The 19,568-nt window shown below is 65.1% G+C and carries 21 protein-coding genes; 3 read left to right on the top strand and 18 right to left on the bottom strand.

Annotated elements, in window-relative coordinates:
- Window positions 1-130: 130 nt before the first annotated feature.
- Window positions 131-718, top strand: a complete 588-nt coding sequence (locus ACR9YP_RS32520) for a TIGR03809 family protein (protein WP_438109811.1) — start codon at window positions 131-133, stop codon at window positions 716-718.
- A 125-nt stretch (window positions 719-843) separates the two neighbouring features.
- Here ACR9YP_RS32520 and ACR9YP_RS32515 read toward each other — a convergent pair whose 3' ends face one another.
- The 9 genes from ACR9YP_RS32515 to ACR9YP_RS32475 form a co-directional block, all read right to left on the bottom strand.
- Complete coding sequence (locus ACR9YP_RS32515; protein WP_091890828.1) at window positions 844-1,152, bottom strand: GIY-YIG nuclease family protein; 309 nt, start codon at window positions 1,150-1,152, stop codon at window positions 844-846.
- Window positions 1,153-1,390: 238 nt separating this feature from the next.
- Entirely contained in the window at window positions 1,391-2,761 is a 1,371-nt protein-coding gene (locus ACR9YP_RS32510) for a TIGR03808 family TAT-translocated repetitive protein (RefSeq protein WP_438109809.1), read from the bottom strand.
- 234 nt (window positions 2,762-2,995) lie between these two features.
- Window positions 2,996-3,652 (bottom strand): pyroglutamyl-peptidase I, encoded by a 657-nt coding sequence (locus ACR9YP_RS32505; RefSeq protein WP_438109808.1) that lies wholly within the window; start codon window positions 3,650-3,652, stop codon window positions 2,996-2,998.
- A complete protein-coding gene (gene meaB, locus ACR9YP_RS32500; protein WP_438109806.1) occupies window positions 3,649-4,635 on the bottom strand; it encodes a methylmalonyl Co-A mutase-associated GTPase MeaB in 987 nt (328 codons plus the stop codon). The genes ACR9YP_RS32505 and meaB overlap by 4 nt, the downstream gene beginning before the upstream one ends.
- A gap of 28 nt (window positions 4,636-4,663) precedes the next feature.
- Entirely contained in the window at window positions 4,664-5,005 is a 342-nt protein-coding gene (locus tag ACR9YP_RS32495; protein WP_438109804.1) for a HepT-like ribonuclease domain-containing protein, read from the bottom strand.
- Window positions 5,006-5,320: a nucleotidyltransferase family protein gene (locus tag ACR9YP_RS32490; RefSeq protein ID WP_438109803.1), complete on the bottom strand. Its 315-nt coding sequence runs from the start codon at window positions 5,318-5,320 to the stop codon at window positions 5,006-5,008. It abuts the gene before it with no gap.
- 89 nt (window positions 5,321-5,409) lie between these two features.
- Window positions 5,410-6,921 (bottom strand): tripartite tricarboxylate transporter permease, encoded by a 1,512-nt coding sequence (locus tag ACR9YP_RS32485; protein WP_370985253.1) that lies wholly within the window; start codon window positions 6,919-6,921, stop codon window positions 5,410-5,412.
- A gap of 4 nt (window positions 6,922-6,925) precedes the next feature.
- A complete protein-coding gene (locus tag ACR9YP_RS32480; protein ID WP_474217851.1) occupies window positions 6,926-7,417 on the bottom strand; it encodes a tripartite tricarboxylate transporter TctB family protein in 492 nt (163 codons plus the stop codon).
- Between the two features lie 190 nt (window positions 7,418-7,607).
- A complete protein-coding gene (locus tag ACR9YP_RS32475; RefSeq protein ID WP_091890852.1) occupies window positions 7,608-8,600 on the bottom strand; it encodes a tripartite tricarboxylate transporter substrate binding protein in 993 nt (330 codons plus the stop codon).
- Between the two features lie 211 nt (window positions 8,601-8,811).
- Here ACR9YP_RS32475 and ACR9YP_RS32470 point away from each other — a divergent pair, with 211 nt between their 5' ends.
- Window positions 8,812-9,303, top strand: a complete 492-nt coding sequence (locus ACR9YP_RS32470) for an SRPBCC family protein (protein ID WP_370985254.1) — start codon at window positions 8,812-8,814, stop codon at window positions 9,301-9,303.
- 7 nt (window positions 9,304-9,310) lie between these two features.
- On the opposite strand, the gene ACR9YP_RS32465 is transcribed toward ACR9YP_RS32470, so the two are convergent.
- From ACR9YP_RS32465 to ACR9YP_RS32425, 9 genes are all read right to left on the bottom strand, one after another.
- A complete protein-coding gene (locus ACR9YP_RS32465; RefSeq protein ID WP_474217850.1) occupies window positions 9,311-10,099 on the bottom strand; it encodes an RsiV family protein in 789 nt (262 codons plus the stop codon).
- A 39-nt stretch (window positions 10,100-10,138) separates the two neighbouring features.
- Window positions 10,139-12,295 carry a methylmalonyl-CoA mutase gene (scpA, locus tag ACR9YP_RS32460; protein ID WP_438110854.1) on the bottom strand — a complete coding sequence of 719 codons (2,157 nt, stop codon included), beginning with the start codon at window positions 12,293-12,295 and terminating at the stop codon, window positions 10,139-10,141.
- Window positions 12,296-12,318: 23 nt separating this feature from the next.
- Window positions 12,319-12,783 carry a GFA family protein gene (locus tag ACR9YP_RS32455; RefSeq protein ID WP_438109794.1) on the bottom strand — a complete coding sequence of 155 codons (465 nt, stop codon included), beginning with the start codon at window positions 12,781-12,783 and terminating at the stop codon, window positions 12,319-12,321.
- On the bottom strand, window positions 12,780-14,651 hold the full coding sequence (locus tag ACR9YP_RS32450) for a methylmalonyl-CoA mutase family protein (RefSeq protein ID WP_474217849.1): 1,872 nt from the start codon (window positions 14,649-14,651) through the stop codon (window positions 12,780-12,782). The genes ACR9YP_RS32455 and ACR9YP_RS32450 overlap by 4 nt, the downstream gene beginning before the upstream one ends.
- 81 nt (window positions 14,652-14,732) lie before the next feature.
- Window positions 14,733-15,224, bottom strand: a complete 492-nt coding sequence (folK, locus tag ACR9YP_RS32445) for a 2-amino-4-hydroxy-6-hydroxymethyldihydropteridine diphosphokinase (RefSeq protein ID WP_438109792.1) — start codon at window positions 15,222-15,224, stop codon at window positions 14,733-14,735.
- A 1-nt stretch (window position 15,225) separates the two neighbouring features.
- Window positions 15,226-15,594: a dihydroneopterin aldolase gene (folB, locus tag ACR9YP_RS32440; RefSeq protein ID WP_008553485.1), complete on the bottom strand. Its 369-nt coding sequence runs from the start codon at window positions 15,592-15,594 to the stop codon at window positions 15,226-15,228.
- The gene (gene folP / locus ACR9YP_RS32435) at window positions 15,591-16,451 is read right to left on the bottom strand and encodes a dihydropteroate synthase (protein ID WP_474221156.1); all 861 of its coding nucleotides are present in this window, start codon (window positions 16,449-16,451) and stop codon (window positions 15,591-15,593) included. Before folP ends, folB begins: the two co-directional genes overlap by 4 nt.
- A 268-nt stretch (window positions 16,452-16,719) precedes the next feature.
- Window positions 16,720-17,127, bottom strand: a complete 408-nt coding sequence (locus ACR9YP_RS32430) for a DUF4332 domain-containing protein (RefSeq protein WP_128934964.1) — start codon at window positions 17,125-17,127, stop codon at window positions 16,720-16,722.
- A gap of 26 nt (window positions 17,128-17,153) precedes the next feature.
- Window positions 17,154-17,519 carry a hypothetical protein gene (locus tag ACR9YP_RS32425; RefSeq protein ID WP_091890866.1) on the bottom strand — a complete coding sequence of 122 codons (366 nt, stop codon included), beginning with the start codon at window positions 17,517-17,519 and terminating at the stop codon, window positions 17,154-17,156.
- 335 nt (window positions 17,520-17,854) lie between these two features.
- Between ACR9YP_RS32425 and ACR9YP_RS32420 the strand changes: the two genes are divergently transcribed.
- Window positions 17,855-19,477: a helicase HerA-like domain-containing protein gene (locus ACR9YP_RS32420; protein ID WP_438109789.1), complete on the top strand. Its 1,623-nt coding sequence runs from the start codon at window positions 17,855-17,857 to the stop codon at window positions 19,475-19,477.
- Window positions 19,478-19,568: the final 91 nt, after the last annotated feature.

Below are 19,568 nucleotides of genomic sequence, written 5' to 3'. Positions count from 1 at the left end.
GGACAAGTCAAAACTTTTCCACAAAATATTCATGTCGCGTCTAAATTGATTCGTGTGCGTTGCGTCCCCGCGTCCGTGTTTTCTCCTGACGGGCTGGTTCATGACACATCGCCAAGAGACTATTCGCGACGTGGCTGTTAGCCGCGACCTTGCGGCACGCTGGTGCGTTCTCGCCGAGCAGCGGCTGCAACATCTCTCTGAAATGTTCGAGACCGGACGCTGGCGCCGCTACCACTCCGAGATCGCATTCCTCGAAAACATCCAGGAGGCCAAGCGTGCGGTCCAGACCTGGCGCGCGCTTGCAACGGGCGCGGACGTCGCCGCGGCAGCCGCGAGCGTGACGCCCGCCTTCGGCTGGTCGCCGGCGACGATGCCGCGCGTGTTTCCGCGTGAGCAACAGGCGCAGACCGTGCAGCCGAAGGCCGTCCACATCGCGCCCGAGACCGCCGTACCGGTCAGGCTCGATCCCAAGCCGGACGCTCTCGCCGACATCACCGACGCCCCGATCGCACCGCTCTCCGCGCCGCCCGCGATGGCACCGATCACGGCACCTGCCGTGATGGCACCGCCGACGGCGCCGGCCACGATGGCAACGCTTCTGCCGCAGTTCTCCCCGCCCGCCGCCGAAATCGTCGCAGCCCCCGAGCGCGTCGTCGAATTCACCTTCAGCCTCGACGGCCTGCAGGCAAAATACCCGCTGCTGCGGAACGCGTTCTAAGGGATGTTCAAGAGGGCAGCCGAACTTCTCCAACCCCGTCATCCTGAGGCGTGAGCCTTGCGGTAAGAGCACCGCAAGGGCGAGCCTCGAAGGATGTGCGGCCCGTCTGCCAGCCGCGTCGCCGCTCACTTCTTGGACCTCGGCGCTCCCGCACGTCGGCGCGCAAGCAGGCTTACTGCCTTCCAATCCGAGCGAACAAGCGCTTCCTTCTTGGCGCGGCTCCATCCCTTGAGCTGCCGTTCGGCCGCAATGCCGTCGGTGATCCGTTCGAAATGCTCGGACCACACCAAGACGACCGGACGCCTCGAATAGGTATATCCGGGATAAGCGCCGGCATTGTGCTCATCGACGCGCTTGGACACGTCCTCTCCAGTGGCGCTCCCGATATAGAACGAGCCATCCGCGCACCGCAGCATGTAGACAAAGATGCCCACAAATCATCCTTCGAGGCTCCCCGCGCGGTGCTCCGCACCGCACGGCTCGCACCTCAGGATGACGGCAGCGTGCTTGTTGTCAATATCAGACTTAACAGCCTTTGAGTGTGGTGCCGAATAGCTCTTCGCGAAGTCGAGTTCGCTCGCTCGTCCCGTCATCCTGAGGTGCGAGACACGTGGCGCAACGCGCCGCGTGGGGAGCCTCGAAGGATGCTCGGCCCGTCTGCCAGCCGCACAGTTAACGCCGCACTGCATTCCCGCCGACCACCACCTGCGCGAACCGCTGCGCACCGTCGGCCGACAGGTCCGACGTCACCGCACGCGCATGATCCAGCCCGACCACGGCGCCGCGCGGGGTCTCGGAGATCATGTTGTTGTTGACGAGCGCAGTGCCGGCTCCCGGCACCACGGAGACGCCGACGCCGGCCAGGGCCTTGCGGATCACGTTCCCCGTGATCGCGACGTCGCGCAGATATTTGCCCCAGCCGGCGACGATGCCGTAGGATGGCGCGTTCTCGATCACGTTGCCGGTCACCGATGAATCCGCTTCGATGTAGATGCCGACGCCGGCATCGTCGTCGGGTACGGTGCCGATCGGACGCTTCGGGAGCAGATTGCGGATGATGTTGCCCTGGACAACGGCGATGCGGCCGCCCTCGTTGAAATTGCAGACGGAGACGCCAACGGCGGCGCCGTCGACGGTGTTGTTGGCGATCACCGCGGCTTCGAACGCGAACTCGGAATAGAGCGCGACTTCGCGCACGTCGCTGACACTGTTGCCGGTGATGTGGATGTTGGAGGCGGAGTTGCCGCGCACCGCGGAGTAGTCGCAATTCCTGATGCGGTTGCCGCGCACGATCACATTGCCGGCGCGAAAGGCGTTGATGGCGTTGCCGTACTGGCCGGAGCCGCCGGGGCCGGCCTTGATGTCCTCGATGCGGTTGTCAGCGACCAGCGTGCCGTCATCGCCGATCGCGGTGCGCAGGATCTCGATGCCGTTGTCATTGGTGCCGGTGATTGTGTTGCGGGAAACGCTGAGGCCCCTGGCATCGAACGAGACCACCGCCGTCACCGCGATATTGGTGAACATATTGCCGGAAATGTCGCCGGACACCTGTTCGAGCCAGACCCCGCTGCCGCCGGAGCCGGTGATCGCGCAATCGGTGATGCGGATGTCGCGGCCGCCGAGGACGTGGATCAGGCCGCGCCGTGTCGGCAGCGGAATGTTGCCGCCGTCGAAGGTGATCCCGGTGAGGCCTATCGAGTCCGCGCCGTCGCTCTGGATCGCCGAGGCTCCGGCGGTGAAAACGAGTTTCGTCGCACCGCGCACTCCAATCAGTTGTGCGCCGTTCGGGAGCCGCAACAGGCCGGTCCGGTAGGTGCCGGGCGGCAAGGCGAGGGGCATCTGCGCCCGCGCGCTCTCATCGATCGCACGCTGAAGCGCTCGCGTCTGGTCCTCGCTGCTGCCGGGCCGCACGCCGAATTGCGTGGCGTCGCGGCCGAGCAGGGAAGTCAGCGGCGCCGCGCGCGCAGCGTCAGCCGGCATGGCGAGCGCGCCGGCGATGCCGGCGGTCGAAGCTCCGATGAGATGACGGCGATTGAGGTCCATGACGCGTCCTCCGGCGGACGCGGGAGGTGTCCGCGCCGACTAGGTAGCGCAGGGGCGGCCGGTGGCGTGAGGATTGTTCGCGGTAGGGTTAAATGTTTACGCAAGCGAGGTGCGGTAGGGTGGGCAAACGACCTGTCCGCCGTAGCTCGGAGAGCGAAGGCGGAAGCGTGCCCACCATTGGCACCTCGGATGCAGATGCATGGTGGGCACGGCGCAAGTGCGCCTTTGCCCACCCTACGAAACCGGTGTGTTCCGCTCCTTCCTTGCCAACCGCACCATCTCCATCAGCATGGCTTCGCCAGCATCCACCAGCTCGTCCAATGTGATCCGGGCTGCGCCCTTGCGGCGCACGGCGCCGCTACGCGCGAGCAGGGGAATGTGGATGAACGCCGCAAGCCTTGGCCCGCCCGCTCTCACATTCTCGATCGCGCGCCAGCTCAGATAGTTGCAGAGATAGGCGCCGGCATCGCGCGAAGAGCGCGCATCGATGCCGGTGAGACGTGCGGCGCGCAGCAGCCTTGCGGTGTGCGGACCGAACATCATCGCGTCCGCATGGCCGGCGATGCCGCGCTTGCTCGAGCGGGTGTTGGCGGCATCCGGCCAGAGCATGGTGACGGCATTGCGGGCGCGGGTCTCGATGCGCAAGTAAGGCGTGCGTGCGGCGAGGCCGAACATCAGAAGCGCATCCGGCTTCACCTTCGTGAGCACGTCAGGCAATTGCCGGTCGACCGCAGCATAGGTGACCGGGAAAATGTGACTGGCAATCGCGACATTGTCGAGTGCCGGGCGGCGCAGCTGCGCCAGTCGCGCCACCAGTGGCTGGGTCGGATTATAGGGCGCGCCGGGAAACGGCCCGAAGCCGGTCAGGAGAACGCGGAGCTTTTCGCTCATTGCAGCAACTCCAAGATCTGCTCGGCGGCGAGCGCCGGCGTCAGATGGCCGTCGGCCACCTCCGCCTCGATCTTCCGGACCTTGGTCCGCACCGATGCCTCGCTGCGCAGCCGCGCCAGCATCCGCTGCTCCAGCATCGACCACATCCACTTCACCTGCTGATCGCGCCGACGCGCGGCAAACTCGCCGGATGCGCTCATCGCCTTGCGGTGATCCAGAACCCTCTGCCAGAGCTCGGCGATGCCGGTGCCGGTGAGCGCCGAATAGGTCTCGACCGGTGGGTGCCAATGCTCTGACCGGGGGCTGAGGATATGCAGCGCGCCGCGATAGTCGGCCGCGGTGATCTTGGCGCGCTTGAGGTTGTCGCCGTCGGCCTTGTTGATGGCGATCATGTCGGCGAGCTCGACCAGACCCTTCTTGATGCCTTGTAGCTCGTCGCCGCCGCCCGGCAGCATCAGGGCGAGGAAGAAGTCGGTCATGTCGCAGACCGCGGTCTCGGACTGGCCGATGCCGACGGTCTCGACCAGCACGACGTCGAAGCCGGCGGCTTCGCAGAGCAGCATCGCCTCGCGCGTCTTGGCCGCAACGCCACCGAGCGTGCCCGAGGACGGCGAGGGGCGGATGAAGGCATCAGTGGAGGCCGCCAGCCGCGCCATCCGCGTCTTGTCGCCGAGGATCGAGCCGCCGCTGCGCGCCGAGGACGGATCGACCGCGAGCACGGCGACCTTGTGGCCCTGTTCGATCAGATACGTCCCGAGCACGTCGATCGTGGTTGATTTGCCGACGCCGGGCGAGCCGGTGATGCCGACGCGAAATGCCTTGCCGGTGTCGGGCAGCAGCATCTGCACCAGCTGGCGCGCCAGCGCCTGATGGTCACCGCGCCGGCTCTCCACCAGCGTGATGGCCCGCGCCAGCGCCGCGCGGCTGCCGGCGCGGAGGTCGCGGGCGAGGGATTTGATGTCGAACGTCTTGGGGCTGGTCATCGTTGCAGGCGAGCGGGTGGATGCATCATCAGCTGGATGCCCGAATGCACCGTTCAACGAAAGATTTCAACGGCGGAAGATGATCTTGAACGATGTCCCACACAATCCCTACGTCTGTTGCATGGTACGCGTGGCGCAAGTGGTTGCCGAAATCGACCATTCTCTGCCAGTCGATCTCTGGCGCGTCTTTCTTGATATCGTCAGTCAAGCGCCGGGCAGCTTCACATATGACTTCGAGATAGCGTTCTGTCGCCATGCGGCGCGTCTTGTCTGCAGTGAAGAGGTCGAGGTTGTAGCCTGCCAGCAATGCCTCGATCTCGACGATGGCTTCGAGAATGTCTCGCAACCGGTCTTCCGCGGTCGGCGGCATCTAGAATACCTCGACCAGGTCATCCGCGATCCGCTCGGCGATGCGGGGCTTCAGCAGGTTTCGCAATGAAATTTGCGTCGTGAGGCCCACCTCATCTTCTATCAGATGCAGGACTTTGAAGAAATCGAACCGTGGTGGTTCCTCGCGCGAGGTCGTTTCGACGAGAACATCCAGGTCGCTGTCGGGCCGCGCATCACCGCGGGCACGTGATCCGAAGATGTATAGCCGTTTCACGCCCGCAGCCCTCAAGGCGGGAGCGATCTCCTTGAGCTTCAGAATAATTGTCTGAAGCGGAATGTCGGCGACCTCGATCATGGCTGGATACTAGCACAAAGCCGCCAAGCGGCCCAGCGCCGGACTTAGGGGCGTCTCGATGGGCAGACGAGGGCGCCGCTCGCCTGGAATCACCGGGATGTTGCCGCGGCCGTCTGGAGCGGTTTCATCTTGCGCCAGATCCACACCATCACGGGCCACAGCAGGGCGCCGATCGCCATCGCGGCAAGGATCGCCGCGACCGGGCGCTCGAAGAACGGCAGGATGCTTCCGTCCGACTTGATCAACGACGTGACGAAAGCCTGCTCGACCATGGTGCCCATGACGATGCCGAGCACCATGGCTGCGACGGGGTAGCCGTTGGCCTCCATCACATAGCCGATCACGCCGAAGGCGGCGACGGTGACGACGCCGAACATGTTATTGCCGATCGCGAACGAGCCGACCGCGCAGCACAGCATGATGATCGGCATCACTGTGGAGCGCGGCGCCAGCAGGATGTAGGCGGCAACGCGGATCATGGCGATGCCGAGCGGGATCATCAAAATGTTCGCGATGATGAACATCAGATAGATCGCATACATGCTGGACGCCTTCTCGGTGAACAGCGTCGGGCCCGGATTGAGGCCCTTCATGTAGAGCACGCCGATCGCGATCGCGGCGATGGTGTCGCCGGGGATGCCGAACAGCAGCGAAGGCACCCAGCCGGAGGCGATGCTGGCATTGTTGCTGGCGCCGGCCTCGACCAGGCCTTCGACATGACCGGTGCCGAACTTTTCCGGCTCCTTGGAGAACCGCTTCGACATCGCGTAGGAGACCCAGGCGGCCATGTCGGCGCCGGCGCCGGGCAGCACGCCGATGATGATGCCGACGATGTTCCCGCGCGTCATCTGCCAGTGATAAAGCTTCGTCAGCTTCCACTGGCCGGCCATGATGCTCCCGAATTTACGCCGCGGCAGCGGTGGCGGCTCGGGCGTCAGCATCGCGCGCATCACCTGCGCCACTGCGAACACGCCGACCAGCGCCGGGATCGGCTCGATGCCGCCGAACAGGTCGGTGATGCCGAAGGTGAAGCGCGGCACGCCGCCGGGGTTCTCGATGCCGATACAGGAGACCAAGAGGCCGATGAACATGCCCGCGATCGCCTTCACCGGCGAGGAGCGCGCGACCAAGGTGGCGCACATCAGGCCGAGCAGCGCCAGCCAGAAATATTCGAAGGTCGAGAACGACAGCGCGATCTCGGCCAGCGGCGGCGCCAGGATCATCAACGACAGCACCCCGGCAATGCCGCCGACCGCGGAGAACCAGACGCCGGCTCCGAGCGCAAGCTCGGCCTGGCCCTTGCGGGTCATGGCATAGGCTTCGTCGGCATAGGCGGCGGAAGCCGGCGTGCCGGGAATGCGCAGCAGCGCGCCCGGAATGTCACCGGAGAAGATCGCCATCGAGGAGGCCGCGACGATGGTCGCGATCGCCGCGATCGGCGACAGGTAGAAGGTGACGGGGACGAGCAGGGCGGTCGCCATCGTCGCCGACAAGCCCGGCAGCGAGCCGATCACGAGCCCGTACACGGAGGCCGCGAACATCGCGATGATGACCTCCCAGGTGGAGATCAGTGCGAACGCATCAATCAGGGTTTTCAGCATGGGATTACCAGGGCGTCGGCAGCAGGCCGGCAGGCAGCGGCACGCGGAGCAGCTTGCCGAAGATGAGGTGAATGGCGAACGGCGAGAGCGCCGCGAGCGGCAGCGCCAGCTTCCACTTCGCCCCTAACGCGGTCGACGTCACGTAGACCATGATCGCCGCGGTGATGATGAAGCCGAGCCGGTCGGCGGCAAAGACGTAGAACAGCAGCAGCGCCGGCGGCAGCAGCGCGCGCAGGCCGTAGAGCTTGCCCTGCGGCGGCGGGCTAGCTGCCTGGCCGTCCTCGAACGGGATGAGCTCTTCCTCCTCCTCGAAGGAATGGCCGATGCCGAACACGATCGCGAGCCCGCATAGCGCGAGCCCCGTCCCGATCACCAGCGGAAACACGTTGGGGCCGACCGGCTGCCCCGGCACCGGCGGCAAGATCCAACCGCCATAGGCGGCGGCTGCGCCGAGTGTGACGAGAAACGATCCCGTGACGGAGTCGGGAAGACGCATGGGGGAGTCCTACAAAGAGTGTTCTCCCGCTCCCCGCGCGCGGGGAGAGGGTTGGGGTGAGGGGGTTCTCCGCGAGGACGGTGAGAGTTGGATTCGTGGAGAGTCCCCCTCACCCGGAATCCGCGCCTTGCGCGAATTCCGGCCTCTCCCCGCAGGCGGGGAGAGGCGATCAGAGCGTCGCAGTACCAGGTCACGCCTTGCTCAGGCCGGCCGCCTTCATCGCCTCGCCCATCTGGGCATCGCCCTTGTCCATGAAGCCGGCGAAATGGGCGCCATCGCCCCACACAGTGCCAAAGCCGCGATTGCTCATGAAGTCCTTGAACTCGGCGGAGTCGTAGACCTTCTTCAGGGCCGCGGTGAGCTTCGTTGCGATCTCCGGCGGCAGGTTCTTGGGTGCGCCGATGCCGCGCCAGGCGCCGGTCGCGTAATCGATGCCCATCGCCTCCTTCAGCGTCGGCACGTCCTTGAAGATCGGATTGCGCGCCGGTGCCATGATGGCGAGGCTCCTGGCCTTGCCGGCCTCGATAATGGCGCGCGCTTCCGGCACCGAGCAGGTGGTGAGGTCGAGGCCGCCGGCGGCGAGATCCTGCATGGCTGGCGCCGCGCCGTTCGAGGGCACCCAGGCGACCTGGTTGGCGGGTAGGCCCATCGCCTGCATCCAGCCGACCAGCGCCAGATGCCAGATGCCGCCCTGGCCGGTGCCCGAAGCCTTGAACTTGCCCGGGGGCGCCGCCTTGATCGCCTCGGCGAGCTCCTTGACCGTCTTGTACGGCGAGGAGGAGGAGACCTGAATGCCGGGCGGATCCTCGTTCATCAGCGCCAGCGGCGTGTAGCTCTTCGGCGTCAGGTCGGTGAGGCCCTGCCAGTGCATCATCGAGATTTCGACCGTGAGCATGCCGATGGTGTAGCCGTCGGGCTGCGCGGTTGCGATCGCACTGTGGCCGACGACGCCGGAGCCACCGGTGCGGTTGACCACGTTGAAGGGCTGGCCGAGATCTTTCTCCAGCAGCGCCGCGACGATGCGCGCAGTCGCGTCGGTGCCACCGCCGGCGCCCCAGGGCACGATCACGGTGACCGGCCGCGCCGGATAGGTTTGCGCGCGTGCGGGCTTGAACCCGAAAGCGGCGGATGCCGCAACGGCGGCGGATGAAGCCGCAAAGGTGCGGCGCGAAATCTTGGACATTGAATGCCTCCCAGCGGCGCCCGTGACGTCGGGCGCTCTTGTCAACGGCGGCATTCTAGTCGGCTTTGCGGCGCCGCTGCAAGGTAGCGCTACCAATGGGATCGTACTGTTGTGTGAAAGCTGGAGGCCCACCGGAAAGGCCAGTCGGAAATCGGGTGGGTTTTGCCCGCGCAAGTCGCCAACCTCAGCGCGTAACGAAAGAAGGCAAGCCATGACCCAAGCCTATTACAGCGCCGTGCTGGACCACCCGCTGGACGAAGTCTGGTCGCTCATCCGCGATTTCAACAACTATCCCGCTTACATCGACGGGGTGAGCGAGAGCGTGATCGAAGACGACAAGCGCGGCGACGAAGTCGGCGCCATCAGGCGCTTCTGCTATCTCGGAAACTGGATCCGCCAGCGCCTGGTCGATCACTCGGACCGGCAGCACAGCCTGACCTATGCCGGTCTCGAAGCGCTGCCGTATCCGCAAGATGACGGGAGCCAAGCGGGGAGCCAAGCGCCAGCGCCGACGCGCTACCAGGGCACCATGCATCTGCGCCCGATCATCGAAGGTGACCGCACCCTCATCGAATGGTCGGTCGCCCTCGATACGGAACCTGCGGACGCCGATCGCTGGCAAGCGCTGTTTGGCTCCTGGATTCCCGATTGGACGGACTCACTTGCGCGGACATTGGCTCGCGTCAGTCCGCGATCGCGTTAGCGAGCGCTCACTGCGCGTCCGCGTCGCCCTTCGGCCGTGCGCCGCCGAAGATGCGGGTGCCTTCCGCGGTCAGGTAGGGCTTCAGCGCCTCCCACGGCACGAACGCGACATATTCGCCCTCGGCGTAGGGGCCGACGGCGTAGGGCGGGTAATGGAAGGTGAGGCCGGAGCTCTTGCCCGCTTCGGCTGAGGGCGCGAGCGTCACTGCGCCGATCCTGAGCAGGTTCGGCGCGACGCCCTTGAACCACTCGTCGGTCGCTGTCTCGCTGGCGTCGCGCTTCTTCTTTTCGGCTCTCAGTGAGACGAGCACGGCCTTCACCATCGCTTTCATAGTCGCCCCGTTGTCGACGGTCTCGGCGAAGAACGGGCGGATCGAGATGCGCTTGTTCTCGGTCTTGTCCCACAGGATCGTGTTTACGTCCGAGTTCGGATGGGCGCCGTGCGTGTCCATGTAGTCGTTGCGCAGGACGCTGACGTAGCGATCGGCAATCACCGAGCGGATCGTGTATCTGCGCTCGAAATCCCAGCCGCCGTCCTTGAAGAACTGCGGATACTCCTTGCGCGAGGCGGCAGCTTCGGCCGCGTTCTTGTCGAGCCATTTCCTGCCTTCAGCAAGGCAATCGGCCGCCAGCGCTGCATCTGCCTTGACCTTATCGTCGAGGAAGATTCGCGCCTCGATGCTCTTGGTCTTGATGACGGCGTCGGGATTGGGTTCGGCTGCGTTTGCCAGACCGACCAGCGCGCCGCAAACCGCGGCCGCAGCCAGCGCGCGCATGAACGTTGGCGCGGGAAACATCACGCAAAATCCTTCTTGTCGGAAGATCGGCGGCGTCGGTTACTCCGCCGCCTCGCTATGCCCGAGCCGGGCGTTCAGCTTGCGGATCAGCTCCTCGGCTGCGTCCGCGATCACGGTGCCGGGCGGGAAGATGGCTTCGGCGCCGGCGGCATAGAGCGCATCGTAATCCTGCGGCGGCACCACGCCGCCGACGATAATCATGATGTCGTCGCGGCCCTGCTTCTTCAGCGCCGCCTTCAGCGCGGGCACGGCGGTGAGATGGGCGGCGGCGAGTGAGGAGACGCCGAGGATATGGACGTCGTTCTCGACCGCTTGCCGCGCGGCTTCATCCGCCGTGGCGAACAGCGGTCCGATGTCGACGTCGAAGCCGATGTCGGCGAAGGCAGACGCAATCACCTTCTGGCCGCGGTCGTGGCCGTCCTGGCCGATCTTGGCGACCAGGATGCGCGGGCGGCGGCCCTCCGCCTCCTCGAAGGCGTCGATCAGCGCCTGAACCTTCTCGACCTGGTTACCCATGCTGGACGCCTCCCGCTTGTAGACGCCGGTGATGGACTTGATCTCGGCGCGGTGCCGGCCGAACACCTTCTCCATCGCCTCCGAAATCTCGCCGACGGTCGCCTTGGCCCGTGCCGCGTCGATGGCGAGCGCGAGCAGATTGCCGTTGCCTTCGCCGGCCGAGCGCGTCAGCGCGGCGAGGGCGGCATCGACGTCCTTCTGATTGCGCTCGGATTTCAGCCGCGTCAGCTTGTCGATCTGCAAGCGGCGGACATTGGTGTTGTCGACCTTGAGGATGTCGATGGGAGCTTCGTCGGTCGGCTTGTACTTGTTGACGCCGATCACCGCCTGCTTGCCGGCATCGATGCGGGCCTGCGTCTTGGCCGAGGCTTCCTCGATGCGCAGCTTGGGCACGCCGGCCTCGATGGCCTTGGCCATGCCGCCGAGCTCCTCGACCTCCTGGATATGGCTCCAGGCCTTCGCCGCGAGGTCGCGCGTCAGCCGCTCGACATAATACGAACCGCCCCAGGGATCGATGATGCGGGTGGTGCCGCTCTCTTGCTGGAGGAAAAGCTGGGTGTTGCGGGCGATACGCGCCGAGAAATCGGTCGGCAGCGCCAAGGCCTCGTCGAGCGCATTGGTGTGCAGCGACTGGGTGTGGCCTTGGGTGGCCGCCATCGCCTCGACGGTGGTGCGCATCACGTTGTTGAAGACGTCCTGCGCCGTCAGCGACCAGCCCGAGGTCTGGCTGTGCGTGCGCAGCGACAGCGAGCGCGGGTCTTTCGGGTTGAACGGCTTCAGCAGCTTCGCCCAGAGCAGGCGCGCGGCGCGCAGCTTGGCGACTTCCATGAAGAAGTTCATGCCAATCGCCCAGAAGAACGACAGGCGCGGCGCGAAACGGTCGACGTCGAGGCCGGCGGCAAGGCCGGCGCGCAGATATTCGACGCCGTCGGCGAGCGTATAGGCGAGCTCGAGATCCTGCGTCGCACCGGCCTCCTGCATGTGATAGCCGGAGATCGAGATCGAATTGTACTTCGGCATCCTCGTGGAGGTGTAGGCGAAGATGTCCGAGATGATCCGCATCGAAGGCGCAGGCGGATAGATGTAGGTGTTGCGCACCATGAACTCTTTCAGAATGTCGTTCTGAATCGTCCCTGAGAGTTTTTCCGGCGGCACGCCCTGTTCCTCGGCAGCCGCGACATAGAGCGCGAGGATCGGCAGCACCGCGCCGTTCATGGTCATGGACACGCTCATCTGGTCGAGCGGAATCCCTGCGAACAGCGTGCGCATGTCGTAGATGGAATCGATGGCAACACCGGCCATGCCGACGTCGCCGCCAACGCGCGGATGGTCGCTGTCATAGCCGCGATGGGTGGCGAGGTCGAAGGCGACCGAGAGGCCTTTCTGTCCCGCCGCGAGGTTGCGGCGGTAGAACGCGTTGGAATCCTCCGCCGTGGAGAAGCCGGCATATTGCCTGACGGTCCAGGGCTGGTTGACATACATGGTGGGGTAGGGACCACGCAGATAGGGCGCGATGCCGGGATAAGTCTCGAGGAAATCGAGCCCGGCGACATCTGCCTCGCCATAAGCGGGCTGCACCAGAATGCCCTCGGGCGTCAGCCACGGCTCGGCGCTGCCGGTCGGCGCGGCGGTGGTTGTGCGCGCGAAGGCGACATCGGCGAAATTGGGAATGCGGCTCATGGTCTCAACCATATGATAGACGCTCAATCATGATCCGGATGCTGATGGCTGACGATGGTCGCCATCTTCTCCGGCCCGTAATTCTGTTGCGTGGTCTGGCTCGGCAGGTTGGCGATGCCGACCACCCAGCCGAGACGGGACTCGGTACCGAACTGCCGCGTCGGTATCACCCGGTCGGGATGGTCGAAAGCGCCGGTCATGATCTCGATCCGATCGCCGTCGATGCGGCCAAAGCTCAGCGGCGTGCCGCAGGCGGCGCAAAAGCCGCGCTGGGCGATCGAAGAGGATCGGAAGAATGAGGGTTGCCCCTTGGTCCAGGCAAAGTCCGTCTTGTTGATGTCGGCGAAAGAGGCGAATGGCGCGCCAGCCGCCTTCTGGCACATCCGGCAGTGGCAGATCGAGATCCTGGTCGGCGCCGTCATGACTCCAAAGCGCACGGCGCCGCATTGGCAGCCACCGGTGAGAACGGGTTTGCTGGTTTCGGTCATGCCTGTTCCATCCGTCGATAGGCGTCTTGCAGCGTCGCAAGTGCATCGCCGCCGGCGAAGACGAAACCGGTGACGCCGGCCGCGCGCAGCGCCGCCTCGGCATTGGTCGGGCGGCCTGCCAGATAGATATGCCGCGCGCCGGTCGTTTGCAGGGCCCGTGCAGCGGCTTCGGCATGTTCCGCATAGACCTTGTCGCTGGAACAAAGGCAGGCGAGTTCGGCGCCGGAGGCCTTGAAAGCGGCCGCGAGCTTGGCCGGATCGGCAAAGCCCTCGCTGTCGACGGCCTGGATGCCGCCGGCTTCGAAGAAGCTCTTGGCAAAGGTCGCCCGTGCCGTGAAATCGGCGGGCGTGCCGAGATTGGCCAGGAACACTTTTGGCCGCGCGCCACGTGCCTTCAACGCGGCATCCGACTTGTCGCGCAACGCTTCGAACGGTTCCGCAAGCCGGATCGGTGGCAGCGACTCGAATTTGTATTTTTGCTCACCGTAACGCGGAAGCGCGACCGGCGTCGCCTTCAGCACGAGCGTCTCGCTCTCGTGCAGGTTTGGAAACTCGCTGGCGCCGGTCAGCACGTCGCGGCGCTTTGCGATGTTGGCGTCGCGCGCTTTTCGTGCCGCCGCGACCTTGCCCTGGAACAGACCCTGCTGAAGCGCTGCGAAGGCGCTGCCGGCTTTCTCGCTCTCCTGGAACAGCGCCCAGGCGGCGTCGCAGAGCTGCGCCGTCAGCGTCTCGATGCCGCCGGCGCCGGCGGCGGGATCGCTGACTTTGGCGAGGTTGCTCTCTTCCAGCAGCAAAAGCTGCGTGTTGCGCGCCACGCGCCGCGCGAACGGATCGGGTAGCCCGAGCGCCAGCGTGTGCGGCAGCACGGTGATCGCATTGGCGCCGGCAAGCCCCGCCGCAAAGGTCGCGATGGTCGCGCGCAGCATGTTCACGTAAGGGTCGCGCTGCGTCAGCATGCGCCAGGCCGTATCGGCGGCGATGAACAGCGGTTTTGGCGTGAGTCCGCACGCCGTCTCGATGCGCGCCCAGAGCAGCCGCAGCGCGCGGAATTTGGCCATGGTCAGGAACTGGTCGGCATCGGCGGAAAGCCGCGCATAGACCATGCCCTGCGCCTGCCCCAGCGCAATGCCGGCGCCTTCGATCGCGCGCAGATAGGCAACGCCGCAGGCGAGCACGAAGGCGAGCTCCTGCACCTCCGAGCCGCCGGCATCGTGGATCACGCGCCCGTCGGCCGACGCGAACGGCCCCTTGAAGCCGAGCGCCGCCAGGCCCTTGATGGCGCCGGCGACGGCGGGAACAATTTCCTCCCACGTATAAGGGCTGTGACCCCACACAGCGCTAGCCGCGAGCGGATCGAGCCCGAAGCGGATGTTGCAGGCGGCAGGATCGAGGCCAGCGCTCTTCACATATTCCGCGACATGGATCGAGGCCATCCGCGATTGCGGCCCGATCTGGAGCTCGAGGCCGATGCCGGCATCGAGATGGATGTCCTTCAAGACTTTTGCGACTGCATCGGCCGACGGTTCCAGGCCGAAACCGTGGGCGCCGCTGCCGCCGGCGAACACCAGCGCGAGCCCCGTCGCACCATTCTCGAGATCGGTCAGCGCCTGCGCGTTCGCGGCGGCCGCATCGGGATGGTCGACCCGCTGCATGATCTGCCAGGGCGCAGCCAGCGGCCGGCCCGCCACGGGCGCAACGCCCTTGGCGCGCGGGTAGAGCGGTTCGATCTTCAGGCCATCATAGGTCTTGCCGACCAGCTTCTCGAACGGCGCGCCTTTCAGCACGCCGTCGACCAGCTTGCGCCAGTCTTCGATCGTGGCCTTGGGGAATTCCGCCGCCAGCGGCAGGTCGTCAGTCACGGAGGTCATACGGCCCAGGGCTCCCGACAATCTTGTTATTCGCAGGCGAAATTGCCACGGCGGACCGTCCCTGCAAACGGTTGTTTTTGGTTAACCGGTATCCGGAAGCCGCTCAATGCCTTGCGTCGAGACGCTGGCGAGCCCGTCACGCACACGAATGCCTGATATCACGCGGTCGGGCGCGATTTCGGCCAGCGGCACCAGCACGAAGGCGCGCTCGAACAGGCGCGGATGCGGCAGGGTCAGATCGGGTTTCTGCAAGCTCACATCGTCATAGGCGATCATGTCGAGATCGAGCGTGCGCGGGCCCCAGCGCCGCTCCTTGTCGCGTGTGCGGCCGAATTTCTGCTCGACCTTCTGCAGCACGAACAGCAGTGCATGCGGATCGAGGCTGGTCTCGATCTCGATGCAGGCATTGATGAAGGGGTCCTGGTCCTCGTCGCCCCACGGCGGGGTCGCATAATCCGACGAGCGCGCGATCAGCGCGGCTTGCGCCATGCCGCAGATATGGGCGATCGCCTTGCCGAATGTCGCGCGGACATCGCCGACATTGCCGCCGAGTGCGATCAGCACGCTTGCCATCTTATGGATGCCGCGAGCGCGTCAGCATGATGCCGACGTCATCGAAGATCGCGGCGATCGGCGCATGCGGCTTGTGCACGGTGATCTTCACGGCGCGGATGCGCGGGAAATGCGACAGGATGGCATCGGCGACCGCGCCGGCCGCGCGCTCCAGGAGCTTGTAATTAGTGTTCTTGAACGCTGCCGTCGTGGTCGCCACGACCTCGGCGTAGGACACGGTGTCGGCGAGCCGGTCGCTACGCGAAGGCTCCGACAGATCGGTATAGAGTTCGAGATCGATGACGAAGCGCTGGCCGACTTCGGTTTCGTGATCCATGACGCCGTGGCGGGCATGGATCGACAGGCCGGTCACGAAGATCGTATCGGTCATGGCTTGCTCTCGATTGCGTGCGCCACCCGCAGGGCCTGCAAGGTTTCGGCGACGTCATGGGTCCGGATGATCTTGGCGCCGCGCTGCGCGGCGATGAGGTGCGCGGCGATCGAGCCGGCGAGCCGCTCTTTCGGCTCCGACGGCGACACCGAAGCGATGAAGCGCTTGCGCGAGGCACCGACCAGGATTGGCAGGCCGAACATGTCGAGTTCACGCAGCCGCGCCAGCGCGATCATGCTCTGCTCGGCCGTCTTGCCGAAACCGATGCCGGGATCGAGCACGATTTTTTCCCGCGCGATGCCGGCCTTGGCCGCAATATCCAGCGAGCGCAGGAAGAAGGTCTTCATGTCCGTGACGATGTCGATGGTGGGGTCGGCATTGTCGCGGTTATGCATGACGATGACCGGAACGCCTTTCACAGCGACCAGCGGTGCCATGGCGGCGTCGCGTTGCAGACCCCAGACATCGTTGACGATGGCCGCGCCCTGGTCGAGCGCGAAGGCCACCACCTCCGCCTTCATGCTGTCGATCGAGACGGGCGCCCCAAGCGCCACGACACCAGCCAGCACCGGCTTCAGCCGGGCGAGTTCGTATTCCGCCGTGACCGGCTGGGCGCCCTTGTAGGGCCGGGTGGACTCGGCGCCAATATCGATGATGTCGACGCCATCAGCGATCATCGCCCGGGCTCGCGCGAAGGCCTGCTCGGGCGCGATGAACTCGCCGCCATCGGAGAAGGAATCCGGGGTGACGTTGAGCACCCCCATCACCGCCGGAATCGATCGTTCCAGCAGCGTCCGCAGCACGTCGGCCCCGGCCGAGCCGGCCGGCGGGACGGATGGAGAGGGCGAGGCACTCATGCGGGTGGCTTTAGCGGTCGGGGAGGGGGAGTCAAGACGGAAGGGGGGCCGACATGCCCGCGGGGTGCCAACACCCTCGCTGTCATTGCCCGCGAAGGCGGGCAATCCAGTATTCCAGAGGCGAGCCCGTGATACGGAGCAGCCGCGGCGTACTGGATACCCCGCCTTCGCGGGGTATGACGACGGAGTTTGGGGGATGCAGTGATGCCCGTCAGCAAACGGCGCCGAGAGCTAACGCGGCTAGCCGTATGCTAAGAGAGACGCCGCCCTAATACGTGATCTTCGGCGGCAGCTTCTTCGCTTTGGCGATGATGTCGCCGACCGACTTCTCGGAAGGCAGGATGCGGAGGAGCTTCTTCTTCTCGTTGGCGTCCCGCATGCTCTGGGCGAGCCTTGCCGGATTACGATAAGCAAGCTCGCGTACGGTGGTGACGCCGGCGGCGCGAACGAGGCCGACCTTGGCCCGGCCCATGCCGGGGATGCGCATGTAGTCCGAGACGTTGGCCCATTCCAACAGCAGCTGCTCGCTGATGCCGGTCTTGGCGGACAGTGCCTTGCGGCCCTTCACGGTGGAGGCGGCTTCGAGCAGCGCGTCGGTGGTGCGGATTCCTTGCGCCTTCAATTTGTTGGCGGCAAAGGCCGACAGGCCGTCAATCTCGGAGATCGGATATGTCATGATACTCGAATATGAAATGCGTGGCTTCAGGCGAACTGGCTGAGGCCCGGCGTCCCCGCGATGATCTTGCCCATCTGATCCGCTCCGATTTTGTCTCGGCCGAAGCGGAAAAGTTCACGGGCGACGTTTTGAATCTCCGACATGCCCAGTCCAAGGCCCATCAGGCGCGAGCCGACGGCCATCAGGCCGCCGCCCATCAGCCGCGACAGTCCGCCGCCGCTCTTGCACGCCTCGATCGCGGCTTCTGCTCCGGGGATTTGATCAATCAGAGCCTGAACGCTATCGGAAGGACCCTCGCTGCGGAGGAAGCCCAGGATAATGCCGACGGTCTTTTCCGCGACAGCACTATCTATGCTGGCGTTTGTCGCCAGCCGTCCGATCAGCTCGTCCATATGGCCTGCCCCTCAGCCGGTTCACATGCCGGAGTATTGCTTTCGAAAATGATCTTGAGCCGGTGCGATGTGAAATTCAAGCGATGAACGCACGCCTCGCCGCGATTCATCTTCGAACGCGTAAGCAGTGTTGCAGCGGTGCAAGAGCGGAGATGGAATCAGCAAAAAAATACCGCGGTGCGAACGCTCCATTCCGACTTTCGGCTGATATTTCCGCCAATGTCGCATGTTTGGGACGCGTTGAATGGTTTTAATCGACGCACAACATGCGTTAAACTACGGAACTAATGCATTCGAGTTTCGATACGCGAAACCTGCAGAGATCAGTGAGAATTATGACCGCACAGGACAGCAAGCTCGGTGACACCGACGCCAAGATTTTCGTCGGCAAGGGAGACGAGCAGGCCTGGCTGACGCTGGCACTCGCCAATCGCCACGGCCTCGTCACCGGTGCAACCGGAACCGGCAAGACGGTGTCGCTGCAAGTGATGGCGGAAGGATTTGCGCGCGCCGGTGTTCCGGTCTTCGCCGCAGACATCAAGGGCGACCTCTCCGGCATCTCCGAGGTCGGCGAAGCCAAAGATTTCATCGTCAAACGCGCCACCGAGGTGGGGCTGACCTTCCAGCCCGACCAGTTCTCGACGGTGTTCTGGGACGTGTTCGGCGAGCAGGGCCACCCGGTGCGGGCGACCGTCACGGAAATGGGGCCGCTTCTGCTCGCGCGCATGCTCGATCTGAACGACGTGCAGGAAGGCGTGCTCAACGTCGCCTTCCGCGTCGCCGACGACAACGGTCTTGCCTTGATCGACATGAAGGACCTTCGCGCGCTGCTCGACGCCATCGTGCCCGATAGCGGGAAAAAGGCAGCGGACGCGGAGGAGGATCCGTTCGCCGTCATCCGCAAGGCCGCCCAGGGCTTCGGCAATGTCACCAAGGCGACTGTCGGCACCATCCAGCGCCAGCTCCTGGTGCTGGAGAACCAGGGTGGCACCAAATTCTTCGGCGAGCCGGCGCTGACGCTGAAGGACTTCATGAAGACCGACCGCGACGGCCGCGGCATGGTCAACATCCTGGTCGCCGACAAGCTGCTTCAGAGCCCGCGACTTTATGCGACATTCCTGTTGTGGATGCTGTCGGAGCTGTTCGAGGAGCTGCCCGAGGCTGGCGACTTGCCCAAGCCGAAGCTCGTGTTCTTCTTCGACGAGGCGCATCTGTTGTTCAACGACGCGCCCAAAGCGCTGATGGACAAGATCGAGCAGGTGGTGCGTCTGATCCGCTCCAAGGGCGTTGGCGTCTACTTCGTGACGCAGAACCCGGTCGACGTGCCCGACCGCGTGCTCGGGCAACTGGGCAACCGGGTCCAGCATGCGCTGCGCGCCTTCACCCCGCGCGACCAGAAGGCGGTCACCGCCGCAGCCCAGACCTTCCGGCCCAACCCGAAGCTCGACACCGCCAAGGTGATCATGGAGCTCGGCAAGGGCGAGGCGCTGGTATCCTTCCTCGAAGGCAATGGCACCCCTTCGATGGTGGAGCGGGTGATGATACGGCCGCCATCGGCCCGGATCGGACCGATCACGCCGGAGGAGCGCAAGGCGATCATGGCGGCAAGCCCGGTCATGGGCAAATACGACACCGCCGTCGATTCCGAGTCCGCCTACGAGATCCTTCAGAAGCGCCTCGCCGGCACGGCGGCAACGGCCGACGGTTCGGCAGGCGGAAGCGGTGGCGGCGTCCTCGGCCAGATCGGCTCGATCGTCGGCACCATCTTTGGCACCAACGTCAAGCGTGGCCGGCTGTCGACCGGCCAGGTCATTGCGCGCGACGTGACGCGATCGGTGACTAACCAGGTGATCGGGGGGATGGCCGCAAATATCGGCAAGTCGGTCGCCGGCCAGTTCGGCGGCTCGATCGGCCGCACCCTGGTTCGCGGCGCGCTCGGCGGATTGCTGCGGCGGTAGGCAGCAGGTCCGGCCATGACGCTGCGGAAGGTTTAGCGGCCATCGGGGAGCCATCACCACCGGCACAAATTCCGGTGAGGGACTCTCCAAA

Source organism: Bradyrhizobium sp. BR14999, from assembly GCF_056106085.1.
Note: the sequence above shows the minus strand (reverse complement) of the source record. Positions and strands in the feature narration are given on the sequence as shown.

What these genes read in the sequence shown, in the direction of transcription:
- ACR9YP_RS32510 (WP_438109809.1), bottom strand. Translation starts at nt 2,761, where the DNA reads ATGGACCTCAATCGCCGTCATCTCATCGGAGCTTCGACCGCCGGCATC.
- ACR9YP_RS32505 (WP_438109808.1), bottom strand. Translation starts at nt 3,652, where the DNA reads ATGAGCGAAAAGCTCCGCGTTCTCCTGACCGGCTTCGGGCCGTTTCCC.
- meaB (WP_438109806.1), bottom strand. Translation starts at nt 4,635, where the DNA reads ATGACCAGCCCCAAGACGTTCGACATCAAATCCCTCGCCCGCGACCTC.
- ACR9YP_RS32495 (WP_438109804.1), bottom strand. Translation starts at nt 5,005, where the DNA reads ATGCCGCCGACCGCGGAAGACCGGTTGCGAGACATTCTCGAAGCCATC.
- ACR9YP_RS32490 (WP_438109803.1), bottom strand. Translation starts at nt 5,320, where the DNA reads ATGATCGAGGTCGCCGACATTCCGCTTCAGACAATTATTCTGAAGCTC.
- ACR9YP_RS32485 (WP_370985253.1), bottom strand. Translation starts at nt 6,921, where the DNA reads ATGCTGAAAACCCTGATTGATGCGTTCGCACTGATCTCCACCTGGGAG.
- ACR9YP_RS32480 (WP_474217851.1), bottom strand. Translation starts at nt 7,417, where the DNA reads ATGCGTCTTCCCGACTCCGTCACGGGATCGTTTCTCGTCACACTCGGC.
- ACR9YP_RS32475 (WP_091890852.1), bottom strand. Translation starts at nt 8,600, where the DNA reads ATGTCCAAGATTTCGCGCCGCACCTTTGCGGCTTCATCCGCCGCCGTT.
- ACR9YP_RS32470 (WP_370985254.1), top strand. Translation starts at nt 8,812, where the DNA reads ATGACCCAAGCCTATTACAGCGCCGTGCTGGACCACCCGCTGGACGAA.
- ACR9YP_RS32465 (WP_474217850.1), bottom strand. Translation starts at nt 10,099, where the DNA reads ATGTTTCCCGCGCCAACGTTCATGCGCGCGCTGGCTGCGGCCGCGGTT.
- scpA (WP_438110854.1), bottom strand. Translation starts at nt 12,295, where the DNA reads ATGAGCCGCATTCCCAATTTCGCCGATGTCGCCTTCGCGCGCACAACC.
- ACR9YP_RS32455 (WP_438109794.1), bottom strand. Translation starts at nt 12,783, where the DNA reads ATGACCGAAACCAGCAAACCCGTTCTCACCGGTGGCTGCCAATGCGGC.
- ACR9YP_RS32450 (WP_474217849.1), bottom strand. Translation starts at nt 14,651, where the DNA reads ATGACCTCCGTGACTGACGACCTGCCGCTGGCGGCGGAATTCCCCAAG.
- folK (WP_438109792.1), bottom strand. Translation starts at nt 15,224, where the DNA reads ATGGCAAGCGTGCTGATCGCACTCGGCGGCAATGTCGGCGATGTCCGC.
- folB (WP_008553485.1), bottom strand. Translation starts at nt 15,594, where the DNA reads ATGACCGATACGATCTTCGTGACCGGCCTGTCGATCCATGCCCGCCAC.
- folP (WP_474221156.1), bottom strand. Translation starts at nt 16,451, where the DNA reads ATGAGTGCCTCGCCCTCTCCATCCGTCCCGCCGGCCGGCTCGGCCGGG.
- ACR9YP_RS32430 (WP_128934964.1), bottom strand. Translation starts at nt 17,127, where the DNA reads ATGACATATCCGATCTCCGAGATTGACGGCCTGTCGGCCTTTGCCGCC.
- ACR9YP_RS32425 (WP_091890866.1), bottom strand. Translation starts at nt 17,519, where the DNA reads ATGGACGAGCTGATCGGACGGCTGGCGACAAACGCCAGCATAGATAGT.
- ACR9YP_RS32420 (WP_438109789.1), top strand. Translation starts at nt 17,855, where the DNA reads ATGACCGCACAGGACAGCAAGCTCGGTGACACCGACGCCAAGATTTTC.